Here is a 24,163-nt window from a genome sequence, read left to right as displayed (position 1 = left end):
GAAAAGGAGCATTCGTATGGCTACACGGACATCGATTTCCGGCCTGACCGACGAGGAAGCTCAGGAGTTCCACCAGTACTACATCCAGGGCTTCATCGGGTTCACGGCCATCGCCGTGGTTGCCCACGTCCTGGTGTGGTTCTGGCGGCCCTGGCTCTGAGTCCGGACTGGCCTGACTTTTCATGATTGGAGAACTGCCATGAACGTCGTGTCTTATGAGACCCATAAGCCCACTCACCGGGAAGACAAGCTGTCGTTTGTCCTGATCTTTGCACCGTGCTTTCTGTTGCTGCTGTCGGTGGCCCTGCTGGGTCTGCTGGTCGGTCTGCACTGGCAGCAGTGGCTGCCTGGCGCCGAACACAAGACCAGCATCTTCTCGGGCGTGCATGCCGCGGTTTACACGGTCATGTCCCAACTGATCTAAGGAGAAAACATCATGTGGAGAATCTGGCGTCTTTTCGACCCCCTCCGGACCATGGTTGCGCAAGCGGTGTTCCTGTTTGCCATCGCAGTCATGATCCACCTCATCCTGTTGAGCACCAACAAGTTCAACTGGCTCGACGGCCCGAAAAAGGCCCCGGCGGCCGCGGCGCAGCTGGCGCCGATGCCCGCTGCCACCCCTTCTGCGACGTCCTGAACGCCGCACGAGGTGTGCAGATGCTGCGACTGCGCGCGGGCACAGCGCAGCATCTACGCCCCTCCCCCATTCGATTGCCAAAACGTCCTAACACCACCTGAGTCAGGAGGGCCGCACCATGGCCATGCTCAACTTTGAAAAGAAATACCGGGTTCGAGGCGGAACACTGGTGGGCGGCGACCTGTTCGACTTCTGGGTGGGTCCGTTCTACGTCGGCTTCTTCGGCGTCACCACCCTGTTCTTCGCGTTCCTGGGCACCGCCATGATCCTCTGGGGCGCCTCGCAGGGCCCCACCTGGAACCTCTGGCAGATCAGCATCGCGCCGCCCGACCTGTCCTACGGCCTGCGCTTTGCGCCGCTGATGGAAGGTGGCCTGTGGCAGCTCATCACCGTCTGCGCCATCGGTGCCTTCGGCTCCTGGGCGCTGCGCGAGGTGGAGATCTGCCGAAAACTGGGCATGGGCTACCACGTGCCCGCCGCGTTCAGCGTCGCCATCCTGGCCTACGTGACGCTGGTCGTCATCCGCCCCGTGCTGCTGGGCGCCTGGGGCCACGGCTTCCCCTACGGCATCTTCAGCCACCTGGACTGGGTGTCCAACGTGGGCTACCAGTACCTGCACTTCCACTACAACCCGGCGCACATGATCGCGGTGAGCTTCTTCTTCGCCACCACGTTCGCGCTCTCGCTGCACGGCTCGCTGATCCTCTCGGCCACCAACCCAAAGAAGGGCGAAGTGGTGAAGACGCCGGAGCACGAGGACACGTTCTTTCGCGACACCATCGGCTACTCCATCGGCACCCTGGGCATCCACCGCCTGGGCCTGTTCCTGGCGCTGGCCGCGGTGCTGTTCAGCGCCCTGTGCATCGTGATCAGCGGGCCCTTCTGGAGCCGCGGCTGGCCCGAGTGGTGGGGCTGGTGGCTGAACATGCCGATCTGGGCCCAGTGGCCTCTGAAATAAGAAGCAACCCGAGGAGAACCACCATGGCGCAATACCAGAACCTCTTCACCACCGTGCAGGCCACCGGCCCGCTGCACCACGGCGTGCCGCTGCCGCGCGGCAACAGCCCGCGCACCGGCAAGGAGCCGGCCATCTTCCACCTGCTGGGCCGCCTGGGCAACGCCCAGATCGGTCCCATCTACCTGGGCGCGATGGGCATCGCCTCGCTGATCTTCGGCGTGCTGGCGATCAACATCATGGGCTTCAACATGCTGGCCTCGGTGAACTGGGACCCGATCCAGTTCGTGCGCCAGCTGTTCTGGCTCTCGCTGGAGCCGCCGCCCGCGCAGTACGGTCTGTCGCTGCCGCCGCTCAACGACGGCGGCTGGTGGCTGATGGCCGGCGGCTTCCTCACCATCTCGGTGCTGCTGTGGTGGGCCCGCACCTACACCCGGGCGCGCCAGCTCGGCATGGGTACGCACGTGGCCTGGGCGTTTGCCGCCGCGATCTGGCTGTTCCTGGTGCTGGGCTTCATTCGCCCGGTGCTGATGGGTTCGTGGAGCGAGGCCGTGCCCTTCGGCATCTTCCCGCACCTGGACTGGACGGCCGCCTTCTCGCTGCGCTACGGCAACCTGTTCTACAACCCGTTCCACGCGCTCTCGATCGCCTTCCTGTATGGCGCGACGCTGCTGTTCGCGATGCACGGCGCCACCATCCTGGCGGTCAGCCGCTTCGGCGGCGAGCGCGAGATCGAGCAGATCGTCGACCGCGGCACCGCCAGCGAACGCGCCGCCCTGTTCTGGCGCTGGACCATGGGCTTCAACGCCACGATGGAATCCATCCACCGCTGGGCCTGGTGGTTCGCCGTGCTGTGCCCGCTGGTGGGCGGCATCGGCATCCTGCTGACCGGCACGGTGGTAGACAACTGGTACCTCTGGGCCATCAAGCATGGCGTGGCGCCCCCGTACCCCGATGTGTTCCCTGCGGTGATGGACCCCGCACTCACCCCAGGAGCCAAGTGATGAACACCCGACACACCGCACACGCCGGCTGGCTCAAGCTGCTGGCCCTGGGTTCCCTGGTGCTGCTGACGGCCTGCGAGCGCCCGCCGATGGACACGGTGCAGAACGGCTACCGCGGCACCGGCATGGTCCAGGTCTACAACCCGCGCACCATGGAAGGCGTGATCGAGGCCAACCAGCCACCGCCACCCGCGCCGGCCCCGGCGCCCGACGGCCCCAAGGCCAGCGAGGTCTACCAGAACGTGAAGGTGCTGGGCCACCTGAGCGTGGGCGACTTCACCAACCTGATGGTCTCGATGACCGCCTGGGTGGCGCCGCCCGAACAGGGCTGCAACTACTGCCACAACCCGGCCAACTTCGCCGACGACAGCCTCTACACCAAGCTGGTCGCGCGCAACATGGTCAAGATGACGCAGACCATCAACAGCGACTGGAAGAACCACGTCTCCACCACCGGTGTCACCTGCTTCACCTGCCACCGCGGCCAGCCCGTTCCCAAGTTCGTGTGGTTCAAGCCACCGGTGCAGGACAAGGGGGCCGACTTCATCGGCAACAAGATGGCGCAGAACACGCCCGCATCCAGCGTCAAGCTCGCCTCGCTGCCCTACGACCCGTTCACGCCCTACCTCTCGGGCAGCAAACCGATCCGCGTGCAGTCCACCAAGGCGCTGCCCACCGACCACGTCGCCAGCATCGCGCGCACCGAGACCACCTACAGCCTGATGACGCACATGTCGGCCTCGCTGGGTGTGAACTGCACCTTCTGCCACAGCACCCAGTCGTTCAGCAAATGGGACGGCGGACCGCCGCAGCGGCTGACGGCCTTCCACGGCATCCGCATGGTGCGCGACCTGAACAACCAGCACATGGAGCCGCTGACCCCGACCTTCCCGGCCAACCGCAAGGGCGAGCTGGGCGACGTGGCCAAGCTCAACTGCGCCACCTGCCACCAGGGCGCCTACAAGCCGCTGTTCGGCGCGCCCATGGTCAAGGACTACCCAGGCCTGGCCGCGCTGCGCGAGGCGGTCGAGAAGACGGCCGCCATACCGGCGGCACCGGCCGACGGCGTGCCCGCTGCGGGTGACGCTCCAGCCGTCGCCACCGCGGCAGCCGCCGCACCGTCCGAGGCCCTGGCCGCCCTGCTGCCGGCCAAGGTGCTGTTCACCGTGGGCAAGGACAACCTCACCGACGAGGCGCGCAAGGTGATTGCCGACGCCGCCAAGCTGCTGGCCGCCGAGCCGGGCGTGAAGGTGACTATCTCGGGCTTTGCCGACCAGAGCGGCAACATGGACGCCAACATGGAGCTGTCCAAGCGCCGGGCCTTCAGCGTGCGCGACGCGCTCAAGGCCGCGGGCGTGGCCGAGGACCGCATCGAGCTCAGGAAACCCGAACTGGCCGTGGCCGGCGCCAGCGCCGACGCGCGCCGGGTCGAGATCAACGCCGCGCGCTGAAGCCCTCCTCCACCCACGCCCATGAGGTCGCCACCATGCCCGTCCTGCTGGCCCAGCCCCGCGGCTTCTGCGCCGGCGTGACGCGCGCGATCGAGATCGTCGAGCGGGTGCTGGAGCAACACGGTGCGCCGGTCTATGTGTTCCACGAGATCGTCCACAACCAGTGGGTGGTGAACGACCTGCGCTCGCGCGGGGTGGTGTTCGTCGACGCGCTGGACGCGGTGCCCGAAGGCGCGCAGCTGGTGTTCAGCGCGCACGGCGTGGCCACCCGCGTGGTGGACCAGGCCCAGCGCCTGGGCCTGCACGCGGTGGACGCCACCTGTCCGCTGGTGAGCAAGGTGCACCAGCAGGCGCAGCGCTTCGTGCGCCAGGGCCACACCCTGCTGATGATCGGACACGCCGGGCACGAAGAGGTGGTGGGCACCATGGGCCAGGTCGACGCGCCGGTGCACCTGGTGAGCCGGGTCGAGGACGTGCAGGCGCTGCCCCTGCCGGCCGACGCGCCGCTGGCCTACGTGACGCAGACCACCCTGAGCCTGGACGACACGCGCGACATCATCGCCGCGCTGCACGCCCGCTACCCGCGCATCGTCGGCCCCGAGGTGGACGGCATCTGCTACGCCACCCAGAACCGCCAGGTGGCGGTGCGCGCGCTGGCCGCGCAGGTGGACGTGGTGCTGGTGGTCGGTGCGCGCAACAGCTCCAACTCCAACCGCCTGCGCGAGGTGGCCGGACACGCGGGCGTGCCGGCCCACCTGGTGCAGGACGCGAGCGACATCCGCAGCGAATGGCTGACCTCGCCAGCGCTGCAGACCCTGCGCGTGGGCATCACCTCCGGCGCCTCCACGCCCGAGCTGCTGGTGCAGCAGGTCGTCAGCGCCCTGCGACAGCGGCACGCCGGCCCGGTGGTGCAGCTGCCGGGCGTGCAGGAGCGCGCTCACTTTCGCCTGCCGGCGGAGCTGGTCGCTCCGGTGGGCTGACATGGTCGCCGCCCTGCCCGGCCTCATCACGCTCACGGGCGTGGTGGCGGTGGTGCTCGTGAACGTGCGGCGCCAGCACCAGACCTGGGCCTGGATGCGCCTGGTGCAGGGGCCGGCCTCGCTGCGGGACACGCCCGGGCTGATGTTCAGCAAGGTCATGGGCAGCGGCGCCGGTGGCGGCTTCGGCCTGCGCCCCAGCGCCAGCCACCAGGGCGTGGTCACCCTGTTCGACCACGCCGACCAGGCGCGCGCCTTCCTGGCCGGGCCGACGGTCAGTGCCTACCGCGAGCGCGCGGCGGAGTTCTGGTGCGGTCTGCTGGAGGTGGAGTCGGCGCGCGGTTCGTGGGACGGCCAGGCCTGGGGCGCCACCCAGGCCACCCAGCTCGGCGCCCTGGCCCGCGCGGCCAACGACGACGACCCGCCCCCCGACCACCGGCCGCTGGCCGCCCTGACGCGCGCCAGCATCCGGCCCGCTCGGGCGATGGAGTTCTGGCGCAACGCCCCCGCCGCGCAGGCCGCGATGCAGCACGCCCGCGGCTGCACCCTGGCCATGGGCCTGGGTGAGGCGCCGCTGATCCGCCAGTGCACCTTCAGCCTCTGGAAGGACACGCCCTCGATGCTCGACTACGCGCACAAGGGCGCGCACCAGCAGGCCATCGAGGCGGCCTACCGCCACCAGTACTTTTCCGAATCGCTGTTCGTGCGAATGCGCCTGCTGGAGCACCAGGGGCGCTGGCCCTCGCCGCACCGCGCGCCCGACGTGCGTGTGGAGGGCGGCAACGTCTACCACCTGCCGGGGCCGCCGCCATGAACCACGCGGGAAGGGTCACCCGATGAGTGCGCACCAGGTGGTCTTGGTCGGCGCCGGCATGGGCGGCCTGTCTGCCGCGCTGCGGCTGGCACACCGCGGTCTGGCGGTCACCGTGGTCGAGGCCTCGGACGCGCCCGGCGGCAAGCTCTTCGCCCCCAGGGTGGATGGCGTGCCCATCGACAGCGGCCCCACCGTGTTCACCATGCGCTGGGTGTTCGACCAGCTCATGGCCGAGGTCGGCACCACGCTGGAGGCCGAACTGTCGATCGCGCCGCTGGCGGTGCTGGCCCGCCACTGGTGGGACGACGGCAGCCGGCTCGACCTGCACGCCGACCCGGCCGCCTCGACCGAGGCCGTGGCGCAGCTGGCTGGCCCCGCCGAGGCGCGCCGCTTCCAGGCCTTCTGCGAACGCGCCCGTGCGGTCTACCGCACGCTGGAGACGCCCTACATCCGCCACCCCTCGCCCAATGCGGCGCAGCTCACCCGCGACATCGGACTGCGCGGCCTGGCCACGCTGACCGCACTGGGCCCGCTGTCTGGCCTCTGGCGCAGCCTGGGCCGCCAGTTCGCCGACCCGCGCCTGCGCCAGCTGTTCGCCCGCTACGCCACCTACACCGGCTCCTCGCCCTGGCAGGCCCCGGCCACGCTGATGCTGATCGCGCAGGTCGAGATGGACGGTGTGTGGTCGGTGGACGGCGGCATGCATGCCCTCGCCCGCTGCCTGGAACGGCTGGCCGCCGCGCGCGGCGCCGTATTCCGCTACGGCGCCGCCTGCGAACGCATCGAGCTGCAGCAGGGCCGGGTCGCGGGCGTGCGCCTGAGCAGTGGCGAGCTGCTGCGCGCCGACAGTGTGGTCTTCAACGGCGACAGCGCGGCGCTGCGCGCGGGCCTGCTGGGTGAACCGCTGCGGCGCGCCGTGCCGCGCCGGGCGCCTCAGCGCTCGCTCTCGGCCCTCACCTGGGCCCTGCATGCCCGCCCCGGCGACTGCCCGCTGGACCGCCACAACGTGTTCTTCCAGCACGCCGACCGCGCGCCCTACGCCGGCGAGTTTTCAGACATCTTCGCGCGCGGCCGACTGCCCGCCGCCCCCACCGTCTACGTCTGCGCGCAGGACCGCGGCACCGCCGGGTCCACCGCCACCGGCGCCGCGCCCGAGCGCCTGTTCGCCCTCGTCAACGCGCCCGCCATGGGCGACGGCGACACCATCACCCCCGAGGAGCTCGACCGATGCGAGACCCAAGCCTTCGAACTGCTCCACCGCTGCGGTCTGCCACTGACGCCGCAGGGACCGGCCGCGCAGCGCACCACACCGGCGGACTTCCACCGCCGCTTCCCGGCCACGGGCGGGGCCCTGTACGGCCAGGCGAGCCACGGCTGGGGCTCGGCCTTCTCCCGGCCGGTGGCCAGCACACCGGTGCCGGGCCTGTTCCTGGCGGGGGGCAGCGTGCACCCGGGGCCGGGGGTGCCGATGGCGACCCTGTCCGGGCGCTTCGCGGCCGAGGCCCTGATGGCCAGCCCCGCTTTGACCAGGCGGTGGCACCCGGTGGCTACCTCTGGTGGTACCTCGACGCCCTCAGCGACGACGGCCAACACGGCCTGAGCATCATCGCCTTCGTCGGCAGCGTCTTCTCGCCCTACTACGCCTGGGCGCGCCGCCGCGGCGCGGCCGACCCCGAAGACCATTGCGCCCTGAACGTGGCGATCTACAACCCGGGCGGCCACCGCTGGAGCATGACCGAACGCGGCGCCACCCACTGCCACCGCGAGGCCGACTGCTTCACCCTCGGCCTGAGCCAGCTGCAGTGGGACGGCCAGCACCTGACCCTGCACATCGACGAGGTCGGCGTGCCGCTGCCGCGCCGCATCCGCGGCACCGTGCACGTGACGCCCGAGCGCCTGTTCGGCTTCAGCACCGCGCTGGACGCACACGGCCGCCACCACTGGGGCCCGATCGCGCCCAGCGCGCGGGTGGAAGTGAACCTGGAACACCCGGCCCAGCGCTGGCACGGCCATGCCTACCTCGACAGCAACGAAGGCGAGGAGCCGGTGGACCGCGCGTTCCGCGAGTGGGACTGGTCGCGCTGCCGGCTCGCTGATGGCAGCACCGCCGTGCTCTACGACGTCGAACCCGGCCAGCCGGGCGGCCGCCTGCTCGCGCTGCGCTTTCACCCGGACGGCCGCGTGACGCCCTTCGACGCGCCGCCCCTGCGCGACCTGCCCCGCACCGCCTGGCGCCTGAACCGGCGCATGCGCAGCAACAGCCCGGTGAGCGTGATGCAGCAGCTTGAAGACACCCCGTTCTACCAGCGCGCCATGCTGCAGAGCCAGATGCTGGGCGAAACCGTGACCAGCTTCCACGAGACGCTCAACGTGCCGCGCCTGGTGTCACCGGTCGTGCAGGCCATGCTGCCCTGGCGCATGCCGCGGCGGGGCTAAAACTATTGCTTGTGGTTTTTGATATTTACGTCATAATTTCGTCCATTGGTAAATTTTTTGACGCAAATATCAATTGCAAACCCTCCAGGAACTCGGTGAAACCGTCGCCGCGCGCCGCAAGTCGCTCGGGCTGAAGCAGGGTCTCGTCGCGGCGCAAGCGGGCATCACGGCCGAGTCCCTGTCCCGCTTCGAGCGGGGGCGCAGCGCCGAGTTCGGATCGCGCAAGCTCCTGGCGGTGCTGGCGGTGCTGGGCATGGAGCTCAACATGGTTCCCACCGGCCAGGCCGGCACGCTGGATGAGCTGCGCCGCGAGCGCCACCAGGCATGAAGCTCTCGGTCTACGTCATGGGCCGCAATGTGGCCACGCTGGAGCAGTCGGGCGACTTCAAGAGCGTGCTGGCCTACAACCCCGACACCGCGCCCGACGACTTCGTCTCGCTCACCATGCCCGTGCGCACCGAGAGCTACGTGTGGGACGACCAGCTCCCCCCGGTGTTGCAGATGAACCTGCCCGAGGGCTATCTGCTCCAGGTGCTGCAAGAGCAGTTCGGCCCGCACATCGGCGCCAGCCCGATTGCCTTGTTGTCCGTGGTCGGCCGCAACATGGTGGGCCGCCTGCAGGTGGCAGCAAAGGGCGCCGAACTCAGCGAACCGGCCAAGCCCATTGAAGTGGCCGAGCTGCTGAGGGGCGACAACTCCGAAGCCGCCTTCGCCGCCCTGGTGCGCGAGCACGCCACCAGCGGCGTATCGGGCGTGGTGCCCAAGTTCCTGGATGCGCAGGCCGAAGACGGCGCACCGCTGGCGCTGCACAAGAAGGCCAGCCTCGTGACCCGCCGTCACATCATCAAGGGCTCCAGCGCCCAACTGCCGTTCGTGGCCTTGAACGAACACCTGTGCATGCAGGTGGCCAGCCGCGTGATGTCCACCGCCAAAACAGAAGTGTCAGACGACGGCCATGCGCTGGTGGTACACCGCTTCGACGTGAACGAACAAGGCCAACCCCATTGGGGCATGGAAGATTTCTGCAGTTTGCTGGGCCTGCGCCCAGCCGCCAAATACGACACCACCTGGGAGCGGATCGCGAAAGCCGTGCGAGACCACGTGCCCGGCGCCCAGCGGCTGGAAACCTACCGCCAGCTCGCCACCACCCTGCTGCTGACCTACGCACTGCGCAACGCCGACTGCCACGCCAAGAACCTGGCCTTGCTCTACACCCGCCGGGCCGATGTGCACCTCTCCCCCGCCTACGACGTGCTGACCACCAGCGTGTACGCGGGCTTCCAGCACAACCCGCCCGGCATCGAATTCATGGGCAAGAAGACCTGGACGCCCGGCAAGAACCTGCAGAAGTTCATCGCCGCCACATTCGGCATTCAGCCCAAGGAACAGCAGCACATGGTGCAAGCCATCAGCGACGCCGTGGCGGACGTTGGTCCGCAGGTGCGCCAGGCCATGGCGCAACACCCCGGCTTTGAAGACATCGGCAAACGCATGCTCATGGCTTGGGCCGAAGGCGTGCAGGGCCTGCGCGATCAGCGGGTGTACGCGGTGGGCGGCTGGGCGCCACCTGCGGCGTTTGAGGATTTCTCGCCACCACCCAAACAGAAAACCGAGTCGAACAAAATCGGCCGCTCGCCCTTGCTGGGCAAGCGCTGAACAACGGCACCTTGTGCCAGCTGGCAGCTGCGCTCAGCGGCCCGCTGCGCGACCGATGTCCCGCAGCGCCTCGTACAACCCCGCCGGCCCCAGCAGGATCGCCTTCAAACCGGCACGGACCCGTTCGGAGTCCAGCGCCTGTCTGCTCATGGCGCTGTACGCGGCCAGAGCATCCATGATGGCGTTCATCTGCTCGCTGTCCAGATCAGGCGAGTTGGCGAATTGGCCCTTGGAATTGTTCATGGCCTGCTGCACAAGCTGGTCGGATTCGAGCAGCTTCGACTTCAACGTGTTGACGTAACTCAGCATGTCGTTCTCTGTCAGCTCGCCGTCGAACAGGTCGTTGAGCTTCTGCACGATCTCGGAAAGCAACGCCTTCTGCTTTTCCTGTACATGCCCGCCGCCGGGTTCGGTTAGCGGTTGCAGCTTGTATTCGGCGTCGCCCTCGCCCAGCATCAGCGCGCGCTGCCCCTGGTCCTTGAGCTTGTGGTGGGTCAGGACCACCTTGCTCAGGTCCACCCCCTCGCGCTCGCGGCCGAACTCCAGCAGCGGCAGCAGGTGCTTGAAGAAGATGGCCCGCTTCTCGATGGCCGTGTTGCCGTAGTCGAAGAGCTGGCTCAGGAAGGCATAGACCCGAACGAAGGTGCCCAGGTCGCGCTTGAAGAGCAGCAGCGCGTCCAGCTCGTCCTTGGCGACCTTGGCCTCGGGGCCGTCCACCGCTGTGGCCTCGGCCGCGGCCAGCGCCTGCTGGGCGGCCTTGTAGCGCTTGAGCAGCCGGTCCGCCACCGGTTCGATGGCCGCCAGCAGCATGGCCTGACTGGCCTTGGGGTTCAGGACCACCAGTGCCACGCGCTCTACCTCGAAGTCGTCGTAGTGGCCGCTGCCGTCCAGCTTGGCGCGCAGTTCGTACACCAGGTGCGGGTCGGTCACGCCGGCCAGTTCGGCCGTCTCGTAGTAGGTCTGGAACGCCGCCAGCACCTCGTCCGGGTCGTTGACGAAGTCGAGGATGTAGGTCGTGTCTTTCAGGCCGTGCGGGCCGTTGTAGGCCCGGTTCAGACGGCTGAGTGTCTGCACCGCCTGGATGCCGGCCAGCCGCTTGTCCACGTACATGCCGCACAGCAGCGGCTGGTCAAACCCGGTCTGGAATTTGTTGGCCACCAGCAGGATCTGGTATTCGTCGGTGGCAAACGCGTCGCGGATGTCGCGACCCTTGAGGTTGGGGTTGAGCGTCTTTGACGTTTCGGCCACCGGCTCGGGCAGCGAAGCGGGGTCGTTCACCTCACCCGAATACGCCACCAGCGAACCCAGGGTGTAGCCGTTCTCCTGTATGTAGCCGTCCAGCGCCAGCTTCCAGCGCACGGCCTCCAGACGGCTGGCCACCACCACCATGGCCTTGGCTTTGCCGTTCAGCAGCGGCTGCACGTTCTCGCGGAAGTGCTCGACCACGATGGCCACCTTCTGGCTGATGTTGTAGGGGTGCAGGCGCACCCAGCGCATCAGGCCCTTCATCGCCTCGCTGCGCTCCAACTCGGTCTCGTCCCACTCGCGCCCCTCGTTCGCCAGCTTGAAGGCCAGCTTGTAGGGCGTGTAGTTCTTCAGCACGTCGAGGATGAAGCCCTCCTCGATGGCCTGGCGCATGGAATAGACGTGGAAGGCGCCCGGTAGGTTGTCCGGGCCAGGAGCCAGTTCGGGCTTGGGCCGGCGGCCGAACAACTCCAGCGTCTTGGCCTTGGGCGTGGCGGTAAAGGCCACGTAGGTGATGCCGCTGGCGTTGGCGGTCGCCGCCATCTGCGCGGCCAGCAGGTCTTCGGTGTCGATCTCGCCACCGTCGGCCAGCGCCTGCTGCTCTTCTGCGCTGAGCACCTGCTTGAGCTTGGCCGCCGCGTTGCCCGCCTGCGAGCTGTGCGCCTCGTCGGCGATCACCGCAAAGCGCTTGCCCTGCGTGGCCGCCAGTTCCTGCACCGCCTGCAGCGCGAACGGAAAGGTCTGGATCGTGCAAACCACGATCTTCTTGCTGCCCGACAGCGCTTCGGCCAGCTCGGCGCTCTTGCTGCCGCCTTCGCCCTTGATGGTGGCCACCACGCCGGCCGTGCGCTCGAAGTCGAAGATCGCTTCCTGCAACTGCGTGTCCAGCACCGTGCGGTCGCTCACCACCAGCACGGTGTCGAACACCTTGTTGTTGTGGGCGTCGTGCAGGTCCGCCAGAAAGTGCGCCGTCCAGGCAATGGAATTGGTCTTGCCGCTGCCGGCGCTGTGCTGGATCAGGTACTTCTGCCCCGCCCCCTCGGCCAGCACGGCCTGCACCAGCTGGCGGGTGGCGTCGAGCTGGTGGTAGCGCGGAAACAGGACGCTGGTGATGCGCTTCTTGGCGTCCCGCTTCGGTGTCAGGTAACGGCCGATGATCTCCAGCCAACTGTCGCGCTGCCACACCCGCTCCCACAGGTAACCGGTGCGGTGGCCCTGGCCGTTGGGCGGGTTGCCAGCGCCGCCCCGGTCGCCCAGGTTGAAGGGCAGGAAGTTCGTCTTCGGCCCCTCCAGGCGGGTGGTCATCATCACCGTGCGGTTGCTCACCGCAAAGTGCACCAGCGCACCGCGCGGAAAGTCCAGCAGCGGTTCGGCAAACGGCTTGCCCTTGGGTTTGGGCAGGCGGTCAAAGCGGTACTGGTCCACCGCCGCGTTGATGTCCTGCGTGAAGTCGGTCTTGAGTTCAGCCGTGGCCACCGGAATGCCGTTGAGGAACAGCACCAGGTCGATGATGTCGTCGTGGTTGGTGCGGCACTGGCGCACCACGCGCAGGCGGTTGGCCGCGTAGCGCGCCTGCAGCTCGGGGTTCATGGCCAGCGCCGGCTTGAACTGCGCGAGCTTCAGCGGTGCCTTCAGCCCCAGCAGCTCCAGCCCCACACGCAACACCTCCAGCGTGCCGCGTTCGTCCAGCGCCTTGCGCAGCCGGTCCAGCAGCATCGTCTCGGCGGCCAGGCCGTGGTTCTTCTGCAGCGCCTCCCAGGCCTGGGGCTGCGTGGCTTGCACCCAGGCCAGCACGTCGGCCGGGAACAGTGCGCGGGCGGTGTCGTAGCCCTTGGCATCACCCTCACTGCCGGGCGGGCCGTACAACCAGCCGTAGGCGGCCAGGTGTTCGCAAATGTCGTTCTCGAACTGAATTTCGTTGTGCAGTGCCAACCCGTGCTCCCTGTGCTTGTGTTCAGTCTTGGTCTTCCAGCGGTTCACCGCGCATGCGGCGGGCCACCGCAGCTTCTATGTCGTCCAGCACAGCGGGCTGCACCCGGTCGGCAAAGCGCTTTCGCCGGTTGTTCGACAGCTTGCCCCCGTTGTGGAAAGTGGTCACGATCAGGGTGGCCAGGTCGCTGCCGCGCAGGTCGTGCCGGTCGTTGATATAGCGCGCCACCTCGTCGAACAGACCCAGAAACGCCACCTCCTGCCGCAGGTGCAGGTCCAGCGCGGCCTGCGCCATTTCCAGCATGAACTGCACCCCCTCGGTCAGGTCCATGCTGCGGAACCAGATGTCCGCATCCGCCCGCCACTGGTAGCTGTAGTGGTCATCGCCCGCCCAGGTCACGTCGCACAGCGCGCGCGCCGGCTTGCTGAACGCCGTCAGCGCCTGCAGGTAACGGTCTTCGTGCTTTTTCATGGCCACCGAAATCGGCAGCAAAAAGCCCGCCGGCAGCACGCCCGACTGCCCCAGGCAGTGGTGCACCAGAAAGCGCGACAGCCGCCCGTTGCCGTCCATGAACGGGTGAATGAACACGAACGCAAACGACACCACCGCCGCGTGGACCAGCGCATCCAGCCCCGCCGGCCGGTGGTTGGCCAGGTGCATCAGGTGGTCCATCAGTTCGGCGGCAAGTTCGGGGGCCGGCGGCACATAGGTCACGCCTGCCGCACCCAGGGCATTGCCCTGCAGGCGGTTTTGCTCGGTGCGGAACTGCACCGCCTGGTCAAACGGGTTGGTGACGGTCGCACTCTGCAACTCCACCAGGTAGTCCTCGCTCAGCGGCCGCTGGTCGTGCGCGCGTTGCAGCAGGCGCGCAAACAACGCCGTCTTGTCGTGGCTGGGCGTTTCCCCCTCGATGGCGTAAGACCCCTCGGTCTCGCTCAGGTAGGCCCACGACAAGGCCCGTTCCAGCATCTGCGGGCCGATGGACGCCGCAAACGCCGCCGCCTCGCCCAACACCTGCGCGTCCAGCGCGGCCTGCATACCCGGCGTGCGGCGCACCACCGGGCACAGGGGCAGGTCGCCCAGGCCGTTGAAATCGATGCGCCAGCGCGGGTGCCGGCGCGACGCACCGGTCAGGTACTCGGCCTCGTCGAACAGCGGCACGTACACCGCCCTGATGCCCGGGTCATCCAGCCCTTCAATGTGCCGGCCGTTGAAGGCCTCCCACAGGAACCCCAGCTTGCGCAGGTAGGCGCCGTTGGGCGTCAGCGCCACCGCCTCGCGCAGGGTCGCGTCGTCCACCCGGCGCAAAGCACCGGCCAGGTAGCCCAGGTGCACCCCTTCGTGCTTGATGGCGAACAGCGCCTGGTCCAGCCACTGCGGGGCCGGCGCCAGCTTGGGCGGCACCAGCAAAGCCCCCTCGGGCAGGCGCTGCAGGCTCTGCACCGCGGCCACACGCGCCCGGCGCGGACCCAGAAAGTCCGGGCCATCCAGCTGTTCCTGGATCCAGGCGTAGCCGAGGGAATGGGTGTTCATGGGCGGGCAGCGTGCACGGGTGGAAAAATCTTCAGCGGCTACACATTTTGTTGATTTTTTGGCTTTTGCTGGATTTTTTTCTCAGTCACACCCCGCCGCTCACACCTTCAGCGCCTGAATCGGCCCCTTCAGCGCCTTCTCCAGCCGGATGGCCTGGGCCGTCAGCCACTGCTGCAGGGCCGGCCAGTCCGCCTCGGGCGACTTCCAGCCGCCCTGCAGGCTGTCGATGCAGATGCGGCAACTGTTCTTGCCCGGCAACTCCTGCCACTGCAGTTCGCTGCCAAAGGCGGCTTCAATGGCGGCCTTCTGCGCCAGCAGCGCCTGGAACGCAGCCTTGTTGGCCGGGGCGTTGTTCTTGCCGATGCTGATGCTGCACTCCACCCGCGCGCGGTCTTCCGTCAGCGACGCCGTCAGGGTGAACCCGGCCCGGCCAATGCCGGCCGACAGCCAGTGGTCCGTGGTGCTGCTGCGGTTGGCGAACAGTGGCGTCTGCTTGCTCGACAGCTCGATGAACTGCGACCAGAACCGTTTGAAGGTGTCCTGCCGTTTGCTGCGCAGCTTCTTGGTTTCCTGCGTCTGTTCGCGCAGCTTCACCTCGTAGTCCGCCGCCTCGGGCAGCGGGATGATCTGCGTCGCGTCCACCAGCACCTTGTCGCCCATCTTGTAGGGGCACAGGCGGATGCAGCGCACGTCCAGCCCGCGCTTGTTCAGCCACATGACCGAGGTGGTGATCTCCGACGAAAAGTCGGCCGACACGAGCACGATGCGCACCTCGTCCACCAGCTCGGCTTCTTCGATGGACTCCACGTTCAGGAACTCGGCCACCGCGTTGCGGGCCTTGACCTCGGCCTCGGCCGGGTCGCCACCCAGGTACTTGGCGTGGGCCGCCACCGCCTGGTCCAGCGTCATGCTCGACACCATGGCCGCGTAGCGGATCGCCTGCAGCTCCATGTGGCCGCCGTCTTCCGTGCGCTTGATCTCCACCACCACCAGCGTGGCGTCGCGGTCCAGGCACAGCAGGTCGATGCGGCGGTTGCTGTCCTCCCAGTTGCCGAACTCCTCGGCCAGCACCAGCAGGTCTTCGCCCAGCGGCGCCGTGTCGGCCCGCAGCAGGCGCTGCAGGTGCTTGCGCTCCAGGATCGCCTCGGCCACGAAAGTGGTCGTGGGCACCGGGCTGAGTTTGTCGGTCTGGATTTCGTACAAGGCCATGGTTTGTTTGCTTCCCTGGATGGTTTGAGTTGTCGCTGATCGTGGCGCGTTCAGGCCGCCGTTGCCGCCGGCACCCAGCCGCGCACGTCGATCTGGCCGGTGACGGCGGCGGAGATCAGGGCGGTGCGGCGTTCCTGGAGAAGTTCGATTACGGCTCTTGCTTCGGCGATGAGGTTTTCGAGTCTGGCGGATTCGACACCCAAGAATTCAACAATCGCCTTTTGCTCGCGAATGGGCGGCTTTGGAAATCGGTACTTTCTGAGTTGCTCACCAGTCAAGTGTGCGATCGTGGATGAGCCGCTCTGGTCGAAGATGCCGGTGCTCGCCGCCCACAGCAGGGTGAAGAACATAAAAGCAGAGTCCTCACTATCGTCGAGCGCTCTAAGACGGTGTAGGGCTTTCTGATAACCATAAATGCTGCTGATTGACGGAACAATTGCGGCCCGGCCAACCTCACCACCTTCACAGACCAAAAGATCACCACTCTTAACTGTGTAACGCGTGTACTCCCCCTCGGGAATGTCCATGAGTGGCAAGTCGTCAAAGTTGATCGCCCCCCACTGAACGTCAACATTGCGCACATATGGAGTCAAGTGCGCACCGGTAATTTTGGCGCTGTCGAGCATCTTTCCAAGCTCTGACGAGTACCGCATGTACATAGCCGGTGTGGACCAATGCGCCGGCACCTCGCCCAGCCACTCCACGCCCGAGTCCTTCATCGGCACCGACGGGTCTAGGCCCATGGTCACGGCGTGGGAGATGACGGCCTGGCGTTTTTCCTTGAGCAGTTCGATGAGCCGTTCCTGCTCGGCCACCAGCGCGTCGATCTTGGCGGTTTCGTGGTCGAGGAAGGTGGCGATGGCGGTTTGTTCTTTGAACGTTGGAAACGCAGCACGCTCGTTGTAGTACCGATCTTGGTCCAGGTTTTGAATACCGGACGTCTGGTTAATGGAGCCGATCGTCAGCCTTACGGCGTAGGCCGCAGCGTGAACGTAGCGCCAGAACGAAGACACCATGCCGGGAGCCAACTGCACGCGCGCCACAAAATTCGAGCACACCGCGGGACGTTCATCGTCATACAGGACGACACAGCCAACGGGTTGGCTTTCGCCACCACCCGATTTCTCAAGCAGCAGATCACCCTTGTTGAGGGTGCGCCCATCGCGCTCTTTCGCGGTGACGTTTCGGATAGTGGGTTCAGACAACTCGACCCGTAGTTTCTGGCGGTCAAAGTCAGCCACCCGAACACAAGGTATGTCGTTTTCGTCACCCTTTGACTCCTCACCCCAGATGCCATTCTTGGAGCTGACGATGGAAGCCTTGAGGCGATCGACACGCCAGTGGCACGGCACTTGCCCCAGCCACTCTACCCCGCTGTCCTTGTACGCCGGATACCGCGGAAAGCTCATGCCGACAGCCCCTGGATCATGGCGAGGATGCGGTCGGTGGTTTGCTTGAGATCTGCGTCGATCTGCGCCAGCGGGCGCGGCGGCTTGAAGACGTAGAAATGGCGGTTGAACGGGATTTCGTAACCCACCTTGGTCTTCTCGGGGTCGATCCAGGCGTCGGGCGCGTGGGGCAGCACCTCGCGCTTGAAGTAGGCCTGTACGTCGTCGCTCAGCGGCACGTTTTCGGTGTCGCGCAGGGCGCTGTCGGGCTGGGGCTTGCCTTTCTGCTTGCCCTTGCTGCCCAGCACGGGCTGGCCATGCTCGTCCCGCAGCGGGCGTTCCACCGTGATGGTGGTGTAGCCAAAGGCCTGGTTGGGGAAGATGCGGCTGATGGGTTTGACGCCTTGGCCCAAATCTTCTTCGGCCTCCACGAACTGGCCGAAAAGCTGGGTGATGCGGTCGATGTGCGCGTCGCTCAGTTCCTTGCGCTTTGACCCCAGGCTCTTGCGCATCTTCTGCCAGTAGCCGCTGGCGTCGATGAGCTGCACCTTGCCCTTGCGGGCGGCGGGTTTGCGGTTGCTGATGATCCAGATGTAGGTGCTGATGCCGGTGTTGTAGAACATGTCGGTGGGCAGGCCGACGATGGCTTCGCACAGGTCGTTCTCCAGCACGTAGCGGCGGATTTCGCTCTCGCCACTGCCGGCGCCGCCGGTGAACAGCGGTGAACCGTTGAGCACGATGCCGAAGCGGCTCCCCCCTTCGGCGGCCGGGCGCATCTTGCTGAGCAGGTGCAGCAGGAACAGCATGGACCCGTCGGACACACGCGGCAGACCAGGGCCGAAGCGGCCGTTGTAGCCCTGCTGTTCGTGTTCCTTTCGCACTTCTTTTTCAACCTTCTTCCACTCCACGCCAAAGGGCGGGTTGGCCAGCATGTAGTCGAACTTTTTGTGGGCGTGGCCGTCGTCGCTGAGGGTGTTGCCAAAGCTGATGTTGGCCACGTCCTGCCCTTTGATGAGCATGTCGGCCTTGCAGATGGCGTAGGACTCGGGGTTGAGTTCCTGGCCGAAGACCGTCAGCCGCGCCTGCGGGTTGTGTTCGGCCAGGTATTCGCCGGCCACGCTGAGCATGCCGCCGGTGCCGGCGGTGGGGTCGTAGATGGTGCGCACCACGCCGGGCTTGCTGAGTACGTCGTCGTCTTCAATGAAGATGAGGTTGACCATGAGCTTGATGACTTCGCGCGGGGTGAAGTGTTCACCAGCGGTCTCGTTGCTGATTTCGGCGAACTTGCGGATCAGTTCCTCGAACACCAGGCCCATCTGCATGTTGCTGACCACCTCGGGGTGCAGGTCGATCTGGGCGAACTTCTCGGCCACCTGGTAGAGCAGGCCCGCTTTGGTCAGGCGCTCGATCTGGGCCTGAAATTCAAAGCGCTCGAAGATGTCGCGCACCTCGGGGCTAAAGCCCTGGATGTAGGTGGTGAGGTTCAGCGCCACATAGTCCGGGTCGCCCAGCAGCTTCTTCAGATCCATGGGGCTCTGGTTGAAGAAGTTCACCCCGGCCTTGCGGCGCAGGAAGGGCTCGGGGTTGATGCCTTGCTTGGTTTTCGCAGCGAGTTCGGCCAGAACGGCGGCCTTGGTGGGCTCCAGCACACAGTCCAGCCGGCGCAGCACGGTGAAGGGGAGGATGACCTTGCCGTAGTCGGCCTGTTTGTAGTCACCGCGCAGCAGATCGGCTACGGACCAGATGAAGGCGGAGAGGGTTTGTTGGTTCATTGTTCTTGGAGCAATCGGCGGCTTGCAAACGAGTATGCCAGCCGCCTCTGGTCGCCATGCAGGGCAACATGGGCGGGTAGTGGTGGTAAGGTGCCCCGCCATGAACCGCCAACTCATCAGCTCCGGCTCCACCTTCGAGGCCCAGATCGGCTACAGCCGCGCCGTCGTGGCCGGCCCCTGGGTCTTCGTCTCCGGCACCACCGGTTTCGACTACAGCACCATGACCATCGCCGACGATGTGGTCGCGCAGGCCGAGCAGTGCCTCAAGAACATCGAGGCCGCGCTGGCGCAGGCCGGCGCGACACTGGCCGACGTGGTGCGCGTGACCTATGTGCTGCCCGACGCGGGCGAGTTCGAGGCCTGCTGGCCGGTGCTGCGGCGGTGCTTCGGCGAGGTGCGGCCGGCGGCGATGATGATTTCGGCCGGGCTGGCCGATCCGCGCATGAAGATCGAGATCGAGGTGACGGCTCTGAAGGGCTGAGCCGCCCGCAGTCCGATCAGTGCGCGACCCGACCGCGCGCGCGCTGTTCGAGCTTCTGCGCTTCGAGGCGCTCGAACAGGGTCAGCATCCACTCCACCCGCTGCGACATGCTGCGCACGCCCGCCGCGTCGCTGCCATCCCCGGCCCCGCCGCAGTGCTCCACCAGGTAGGCGATGGCCGCCAGCGGCGGCGCCGGCACGCCAGGCCGGCCGATCCAGCCCGACTGCACGCCCGCGCAGGCCAGCAGCACCAGCTTGCGCGAGGTCGGCACCACGGCGCGCTGGTTCACCGGGTCCAGGCCGTCTCGGCGCAGCTGCTGCCCGATCTCGGCGTAGATGTAGCGCGCCGCCAGGATGGCCGAGCGGCAGTCGCGCGGCAGCATGGCCACGCCCGCAGTCGACTGGCAGTACAGCCGGTCGGCCTCCTGCAGCAGTCGCTCGATCACGCCCTGCAGCGCGGGGGTGCAGACCGGCGCTGCGAGCCAGGCATCGGCGTCGATGCCGGCCTCGGCCAGCCAGCGGCGCGGCAGGTAGAGGCGGCCGTTGTGCGCGTCCTCGCCGACATCGCGTGCGATGTTGGTCAGCTGCATCGCCACGCCGAGTTCGCAGGCGCGGGCCAGGGCCTGCGGGCTGCGCACGCCCATGATCCAGCACATCATGGCGCCCACGCTGCCGGCCACGCGCGCGCCGTAGTCGTGCACGTCTTCCAACGACTCGTAGCGGCGGCCTTCGGCGTCCCAGGCAAAGCCGTCGAGCAGCGCATCGAGCAGCGCGCGCGGCAGCGCGTGGCGCTGCACCACGATGGCCAGCGCGCGGTCTTCCACATGGTCCTGCGGCCGGCCGGCGTAGACCGCGTCCAGCCGCTGCGACAACAGCGCCATGGCCTGCCCGAGGCTGTGCTGGCCGCTGTCGACCATGTCGTCGGCGACGCGGCAGAAGGCGTACAGCGCGATGGACGAGGCGCGCACCCGCTGCGGCAGCAGGCGGCTGGCGGCGAAGAAGGTGCGCGAGCCGGTGCGCATGAGGGCGATGCAGGCGTCCAGGTCGAGCGCGCCCGAAGCGTCCGGCGCCAGCCCGGCGGGGGCGGTGTGCGGGAACGGCGCCAGGGCGTCAGCGGCCATATCGTTCATGGGCGGTCCTCGCAAGAAAGGTGGCGGCGTCGGGCACCACCGAGTCGAGCGCCTTGGCCGACATCAGCACGCCCGGCACGCCGGCGCCCGGGTGGGTGCTGGCGCCCACCATGTACAGGCCGTCCACGTCTTCGCTGCGGTTGTGCGGGCGGAACCAGGCGCTCTGCATCAGCAGCGGCTCCAGCCCGAAGGCGGCGCCCTTGAAGCTGAGCAGGCGGTCGTGAAAATCCTGCGGCGTGGTGACAAAGGAAGTGCTCAGGTGTTGCTGGAAGCCCGGCAGCACGGTGCGGTCGAGCAGCTCGGCAACGGCGCGGCGCATCGGCTCGGCCTGTGCCGCCCAGTCGGTGCCGCTGTCCAGGTGCGTCACCGGGGCGAGCGCGTAGAAGGTGTCGTGCCCCGGGGGCGCCATCGATGCGTCGGTGGCGGTGGGCCGGTGCAGGTAGAGGCTGAAGTCGTCGGCCAGCTTGTGGCGGCGGAAGATGTCGGCCAGCAGTTCCTTGTAGCGCGGCCCGAGCAGCATCATGTGGTGCGGCACGCCGGGGTACTGGCGGCGGGTGCCGAAGTACCAGACGAACAGGCTCATCGAATAGCGGCCCTTGTCGATGCGGCGGTCGGTCCAGTGGCGGCGGTGCTGCGGCTCGACCAGGTGGCGGTAGGTCCAGGCGGTGTCGGCGTTGGAGACCACGATGTCGGCCGCGATGCGCTCGCCGCTGGCCAGCGTCACGCCCGTGGCGCGGCCGCGCTCCACTTCGATGCGACTCACCTCGGCGTTGCAGCGCAGCGCGCCGCCCTGCGCTTTCAGCAGACCCGCCAGACCCTGCACCAGCTTACCCGTGCCACCCACCGCCCAGTGCACACCCCACTGGCGCTCCAGCGCGTTGATCAGGCTGTAGATGCAGGTCACCGAAAACGGGTTGCCGCCGATCAGCAGGCTCTGCAGGCTCATCGCCGTGCGCAGCTTGGGGTGCTTGAGGTGGCTGGCCACCATGGCGTGCAGGCTACGCCAGCCGCGCATGCGGAAGATCGCCGGGCTGGCGGTGATCAGGTCGCCCACGGTGTCGAAGGCCTTGGCGCCCAGCGCCTCGAAACCCAGGCGGTAGCAGTGGTCGGCCTCGGCCATGAAGCGTTCGTAACCCGCCGCATCGGACGGGCTGATGCGGCGCACCTCGGCGCGCATCTTGTCGGGGTCGCCGCTGTAGTGGAAGACGTCGCCGTCGTGAAAACGGATCTGGTAGAACGGATCGAGCGAGCGCAGCTCGACGTCGTCGCTCAGCTTTTTGCCCGCCAGTGCCCACAGCTCGTCGAACAGGAAAGGCACGGTGATGATGGTCGGGCCGGCGTCGAACACATGGCCGTCGCGGTGGTGCACGTAGGCGCGGCCGCCAGGCGCGTCGAGCTTTTCCAGCACGGTCACGCGCCAGCCCTTCGCCGACAGCCGCACGGCCGAGGCCAGGCCACCGAAGCCGCTGCCGATCACGATGGCGTGCGGCGCGTTGGCGGCCGGGCGCGAGCCGGGTGGCGGCGGACCGCCGGGGCCCGGGCCGTCCTCGCGCGGCGGCCAGAACTCGGCGGAGGTGCGCAGGGTGCCGGTGGCGATCATGGGTGCACCCTTTCGGCCGCGGCGCTGCGCGACATCGCCCAGCCCCAAAGCTTCTGCATCGGCGTGGGGAAGGCCATGATCAGGTGCTCCACGATGGCCAGGCCGAGCAGGCTGGCCAGCAGCACCCAGCCGGTGGAGACCACAACCTCGCCGCTGACGACCTCCCACACGATCCAGGCCCACACCCCCATGGACGCGGCCACGCTGAGATAGAAGAACGCGCTCAGGCGCCCCTTGCGGAAGTAGCTGCCCAGGTAGGCCAGGTGGCGCGGCAGGTACTGTTCACCCACCTCGGGCACGCCGAAGAACAGGTTGAGCTTGGCCGAAAAGCGCATGCACCAGAGCACGGCGAAGGTGCACAGCGCCACATGGCTGGGCTGCCCCTGCTGCAGGGCCAGCAGCACGCCAAAGTTCAGCAGCAGCGCGAGTTCGTGCCAGATGACCACGCCGGTGGACTGGCGAAAGCGCGCCCAGCCCTGCGCACCCGGCGCCAGCGGCACGCGGCGCGGACCGGTGAGCCAGCCGGTGAGAAAGGCCAGCTCGTGCCAGGCCCACATCACGATCACGCTGGCGAAGCCGAGGTAGGCGTTGGCCACCGTCTGCGACTGCATGCTCAGGTACGTGGTCCAGAGGCTGAGCGCCAGCAGCGCGCTGCAGACCAGCAGGCTGCGGCGGAAGGCCGCCGGCGGCCGGCGCACCAGCCAGAGGATGGCCCCGGTGCCGAACCACCAGCACAGCAGCGCGAACAGCGCGGGCGCTGCGATGGAACCGGAAAGGTCGGTCATGCAGACCCCTTACCAGACCGGGTCGAGGCGGATGTCCTTGGGCAGCTCATGCTGTTTCACCGGCACCAGGAACAGCCGGCCGAAGGTGAAGAAGGCGCGGGCGGCGTGCCAGCCGCGCTGCACGGTGCCGACGAGGCCACCGCGCGCCACCGCCTTGTCATTGGCCAGCGAGATCTCCAACAACTTGTCCATGCAGACGCGGAACGTCGGGTGGTCGATGTCGACCTCGACCGGGAAGACCTGGCGGCAGATCTGGCTGGTGATGCGGAACACCTCGTAGTCGTAGTCGGTGGACTTGAAGCCCATGGCCTCGTGCAGCATCGGCCGCGTGTGGTCGCGCACGTACATGGTGGCGTAGACGGCGAGGATGAAGAAGCGGATCCAGAGCTTGTTGACCCCGGTCAGCAGGTGCGGCTGGGCGCGCATCATGAGCGCGAACGATTCGCCGTGGCGGAATTCGTCGTTGCACCAGCGCTCGAACCAGCGAAAGATCGGGTGGAAGCGCTTGTCGGGGTGGCGTTCGAGCTGGCGGAAGATGGTGATGTAGCGCGCGTAGCCGATCTTCTCGCTGAGGTACGTGGCGTAGAAGATGTACTTGGGCTTGAAGTAGGTGTAGGCCTTCACGCGCTTGAGGCTGCCCAGGTCGATGCCGAGGTTGAAGTCTTTGAGCGACTGGTTGATGAAGCCGGCGTGGCGCGATTCGTCGCGCGCCATGTAGGCCATCAGCTGCTTGATATCGGGGTTGCTGACGTTCTTGCGGATCTCGTTGTAGAGGATGCAGCCCGAAAACTCCGAGGTGCAGGAGCTGATCAGGAAGTCCATGAACTCCTGGCGCAGCTCGGGCGTGAGCTGGGGCATCAAGACCTTCAGCTCTTCGCCGAACGCGGCGTCGCGCTTGAAGTGGTCCTGGTTGTTGTCGCCCTCGTACTCGGCCATCATCCGGTCCCACTCGGCGCGCACGGGCGAGACGTCCAGCGCGTCCATGGCCTTGAAGTCGGTGGTGTAGAAGCGCGGCGTGAGCATGGTGCTCTTGGCGGCGCGTTCGGTGGCGGTTTCGGTGTTCTTCATGCCGTCCATCAGCAGGGCGACATGGTCGGTGTCGACGTCGGTGCGGGCTTCGGCGGCAGGGGTTTCGTGGGTGTTCATGGCGCGGCTCCGGTG

22 protein-coding genes are annotated in these 24,163 nt (G+C 67.3%); 13 read left to right on the top strand and 9 right to left on the bottom strand.

Annotated features, from left to right (window positions below; genetic code table 11):
• The first annotated feature begins 16 nt into the window (after positions 1 to 16).
• The 12 genes from pufB (at position 17) to HFL01S_RS12755 (ending at position 9,930) form a co-directional block, all read left to right on the top strand.
• Positions 17 to 160, top strand: a complete 144-nt coding sequence (gene pufB, locus HFL01S_RS12810; RefSeq protein ID WP_066258988.1) for a light-harvesting antenna LH1, beta subunit — start codon at positions 17 to 19, stop codon at positions 158 to 160.
• A gap of 39 nt (positions 161 to 199) precedes the next feature.
• Positions 200 to 424 (top strand): hypothetical protein, encoded by a 225-nt coding sequence (locus tag HFL01S_RS12805; protein WP_066258987.1) that lies wholly within the window; start codon positions 200 to 202, stop codon positions 422 to 424.
• A gap of 12 nt (positions 425 to 436) precedes the next feature.
• On the top strand, positions 437 to 637 hold the full coding sequence (gene pufA, locus HFL01S_RS12800; protein ID WP_066258983.1) for a light-harvesting antenna LH1, alpha subunit: 201 nt from the start codon (positions 437 to 439) through the stop codon (positions 635 to 637).
• Between the two features lie 118 nt (positions 638 to 755).
• Positions 756 to 1,595, top strand: coding sequence for a photosynthetic reaction center subunit L (pufL, locus tag HFL01S_RS12795; protein WP_066258978.1), 840 nt, complete (start codon positions 756 to 758; stop codon positions 1,593 to 1,595).
• Between the two features lie 23 nt (positions 1,596 to 1,618).
• On the top strand, positions 1,619 to 2,596 hold the full coding sequence (gene pufM, locus HFL01S_RS12790; RefSeq protein ID WP_066258977.1) for a photosynthetic reaction center subunit M: 978 nt from the start codon (positions 1,619 to 1,621) through the stop codon (positions 2,594 to 2,596).
• Positions 2,596 to 4,047 carry a photosynthetic reaction center cytochrome PufC gene (gene pufC / locus HFL01S_RS12785; protein ID WP_084383271.1) on the top strand — a complete coding sequence of 484 codons (1,452 nt, stop codon included), beginning with the start codon at positions 2,596 to 2,598 and terminating at the stop codon, positions 4,045 to 4,047. The genes pufM and pufC overlap by 1 nt, the downstream gene beginning before the upstream one ends.
• Positions 4,048 to 4,082: 35 nt before the next feature.
• Positions 4,083 to 5,027: a 4-hydroxy-3-methylbut-2-enyl diphosphate reductase gene (gene ispH, locus HFL01S_RS12780; protein ID WP_066258975.1), complete on the top strand. Its 945-nt coding sequence runs from the start codon at positions 4,083 to 4,085 to the stop codon at positions 5,025 to 5,027.
• 1 nt (position 5,028) lies between these two features.
• Positions 5,029 to 5,838 carry a hypothetical protein gene (locus HFL01S_RS12775; RefSeq protein WP_066258971.1) on the top strand — a complete coding sequence of 270 codons (810 nt, stop codon included), beginning with the start codon at positions 5,029 to 5,031 and terminating at the stop codon, positions 5,836 to 5,838.
• Between the two features lie 22 nt (positions 5,839 to 5,860).
• Positions 5,861 to 7,438 carry a 1-hydroxycarotenoid 3,4-desaturase CrtD gene (gene crtD / locus HFL01S_RS12770; protein ID WP_066258970.1) on the top strand — a complete coding sequence of 526 codons (1,578 nt, stop codon included), beginning with the start codon at positions 5,861 to 5,863 and terminating at the stop codon, positions 7,436 to 7,438.
• Positions 7,372 to 8,274, top strand: coding sequence for a carotenoid 1,2-hydratase family protein (locus HFL01S_RS12765; RefSeq protein WP_066258968.1), 903 nt, complete (start codon positions 7,372 to 7,374; stop codon positions 8,272 to 8,274). The genes crtD and HFL01S_RS12765 overlap by 67 nt, the downstream gene beginning before the upstream one ends.
• A 73-nt stretch (positions 8,275 to 8,347) precedes the next feature.
• Entirely contained in the window at positions 8,348 to 8,602 is a 255-nt protein-coding gene (locus HFL01S_RS12760; RefSeq protein WP_066258965.1) for a helix-turn-helix domain-containing protein, read from the top strand.
• The gene (locus tag HFL01S_RS12755) at positions 8,599 to 9,930 is read left to right on the top strand and encodes a type II toxin-antitoxin system HipA family toxin (RefSeq protein ID WP_066258963.1); all 1,332 of its coding nucleotides are present in this window, start codon (positions 8,599 to 8,601) and stop codon (positions 9,928 to 9,930) included. Before HFL01S_RS12760 ends, HFL01S_RS12755 begins: the two co-directional genes overlap by 4 nt.
• Positions 9,931 to 9,963: 33 nt before the next feature.
• Here HFL01S_RS12755 and HFL01S_RS12750 read toward each other — a convergent pair whose 3' ends face one another.
• The 5 genes from HFL01S_RS12750 to HFL01S_RS12730 form a co-directional block, all read right to left on the bottom strand.
• Complete coding sequence (locus HFL01S_RS12750) at positions 9,964 to 13,107, bottom strand: type I restriction endonuclease subunit R (protein WP_066258959.1); 3,144 nt, start codon at positions 13,105 to 13,107, stop codon at positions 9,964 to 9,966.
• Between the two features lie 22 nt (positions 13,108 to 13,129).
• A complete protein-coding gene (locus HFL01S_RS12745; RefSeq protein WP_245644805.1) occupies positions 13,130 to 14,638 on the bottom strand; it encodes a Fic family protein in 1,509 nt (502 codons plus the stop codon).
• Between the two features lie 99 nt (positions 14,639 to 14,737).
• The gene (locus HFL01S_RS12740) at positions 14,738 to 15,847 is read right to left on the bottom strand and encodes a DUF4268 domain-containing protein (protein ID WP_066258958.1); all 1,110 of its coding nucleotides are present in this window, start codon (positions 15,845 to 15,847) and stop codon (positions 14,738 to 14,740) included.
• A gap of 50 nt (positions 15,848 to 15,897) precedes the next feature.
• A complete protein-coding gene (locus tag HFL01S_RS12735) occupies positions 15,898 to 17,256 on the bottom strand; it encodes a restriction endonuclease subunit S (RefSeq protein ID WP_066258957.1) in 1,359 nt (452 codons plus the stop codon).
• The gene (locus HFL01S_RS12730) at positions 17,253 to 19,007 is read right to left on the bottom strand and encodes a type I restriction-modification system subunit M (protein ID WP_066258955.1); all 1,755 of its coding nucleotides are present in this window, start codon (positions 19,005 to 19,007) and stop codon (positions 17,253 to 17,255) included. The genes HFL01S_RS12735 and HFL01S_RS12730 overlap by 4 nt, the downstream gene beginning before the upstream one ends.
• A 100-nt stretch (positions 19,008 to 19,107) precedes the next feature.
• Here HFL01S_RS12730 and HFL01S_RS12725 point away from each other — a divergent pair, with 100 nt between their 5' ends.
• Positions 19,108 to 19,488 (top strand): RidA family protein, encoded by a 381-nt coding sequence (locus HFL01S_RS12725; RefSeq protein ID WP_066258953.1) that lies wholly within the window; start codon positions 19,108 to 19,110, stop codon positions 19,486 to 19,488.
• A 16-nt stretch (positions 19,489 to 19,504) separates the two neighbouring features.
• On the opposite strand, the gene HFL01S_RS12720 is transcribed toward HFL01S_RS12725, so the two are convergent.
• Genes HFL01S_RS12720 through acsF form a run of 4 tightly spaced genes read right to left on the bottom strand, consistent with a single transcriptional unit; the run spans position 19,505 to position 24,148 of the window.
• Positions 19,505 to 20,617: a phytoene/squalene synthase family protein gene (locus HFL01S_RS12720; protein ID WP_218008626.1), complete on the bottom strand. Its 1,113-nt coding sequence runs from the start codon at positions 20,615 to 20,617 to the stop codon at positions 19,505 to 19,507.
• Positions 20,598 to 22,217 (bottom strand): phytoene desaturase, encoded by a 1,620-nt coding sequence (locus HFL01S_RS12715; RefSeq protein ID WP_084383280.1) that lies wholly within the window; start codon positions 22,215 to 22,217, stop codon positions 20,598 to 20,600. The genes HFL01S_RS12720 and HFL01S_RS12715 overlap by 20 nt, the downstream gene beginning before the upstream one ends.
• Positions 22,214 to 23,002 carry a putative photosynthetic complex assembly protein PuhE gene (gene puhE, locus HFL01S_RS12710; protein WP_066258951.1) on the bottom strand — a complete coding sequence of 263 codons (789 nt, stop codon included), beginning with the start codon at positions 23,000 to 23,002 and terminating at the stop codon, positions 22,214 to 22,216. Before puhE ends, HFL01S_RS12715 begins: the two co-directional genes overlap by 4 nt.
• A gap of 9 nt (positions 23,003 to 23,011) precedes the next feature.
• Complete coding sequence (acsF, locus tag HFL01S_RS12705; RefSeq protein ID WP_084383269.1) at positions 23,012 to 24,148, bottom strand: magnesium-protoporphyrin IX monomethyl ester (oxidative) cyclase; 1,137 nt, start codon at positions 24,146 to 24,148, stop codon at positions 23,012 to 23,014.
• Positions 24,149 to 24,163 lie beyond the last annotated feature (15 nt).

The organism is Hydrogenophaga flava NBRC 102514 (genome assembly GCF_001571145.1).
Classification (GTDB): Bacteria; Pseudomonadota; Gammaproteobacteria; order Burkholderiales; family Burkholderiaceae_C; genus Hydrogenophaga; species Hydrogenophaga flava.
Note: the sequence above shows the minus strand (reverse complement) of the source record. Positions and strands in the feature narration are given on the sequence as shown.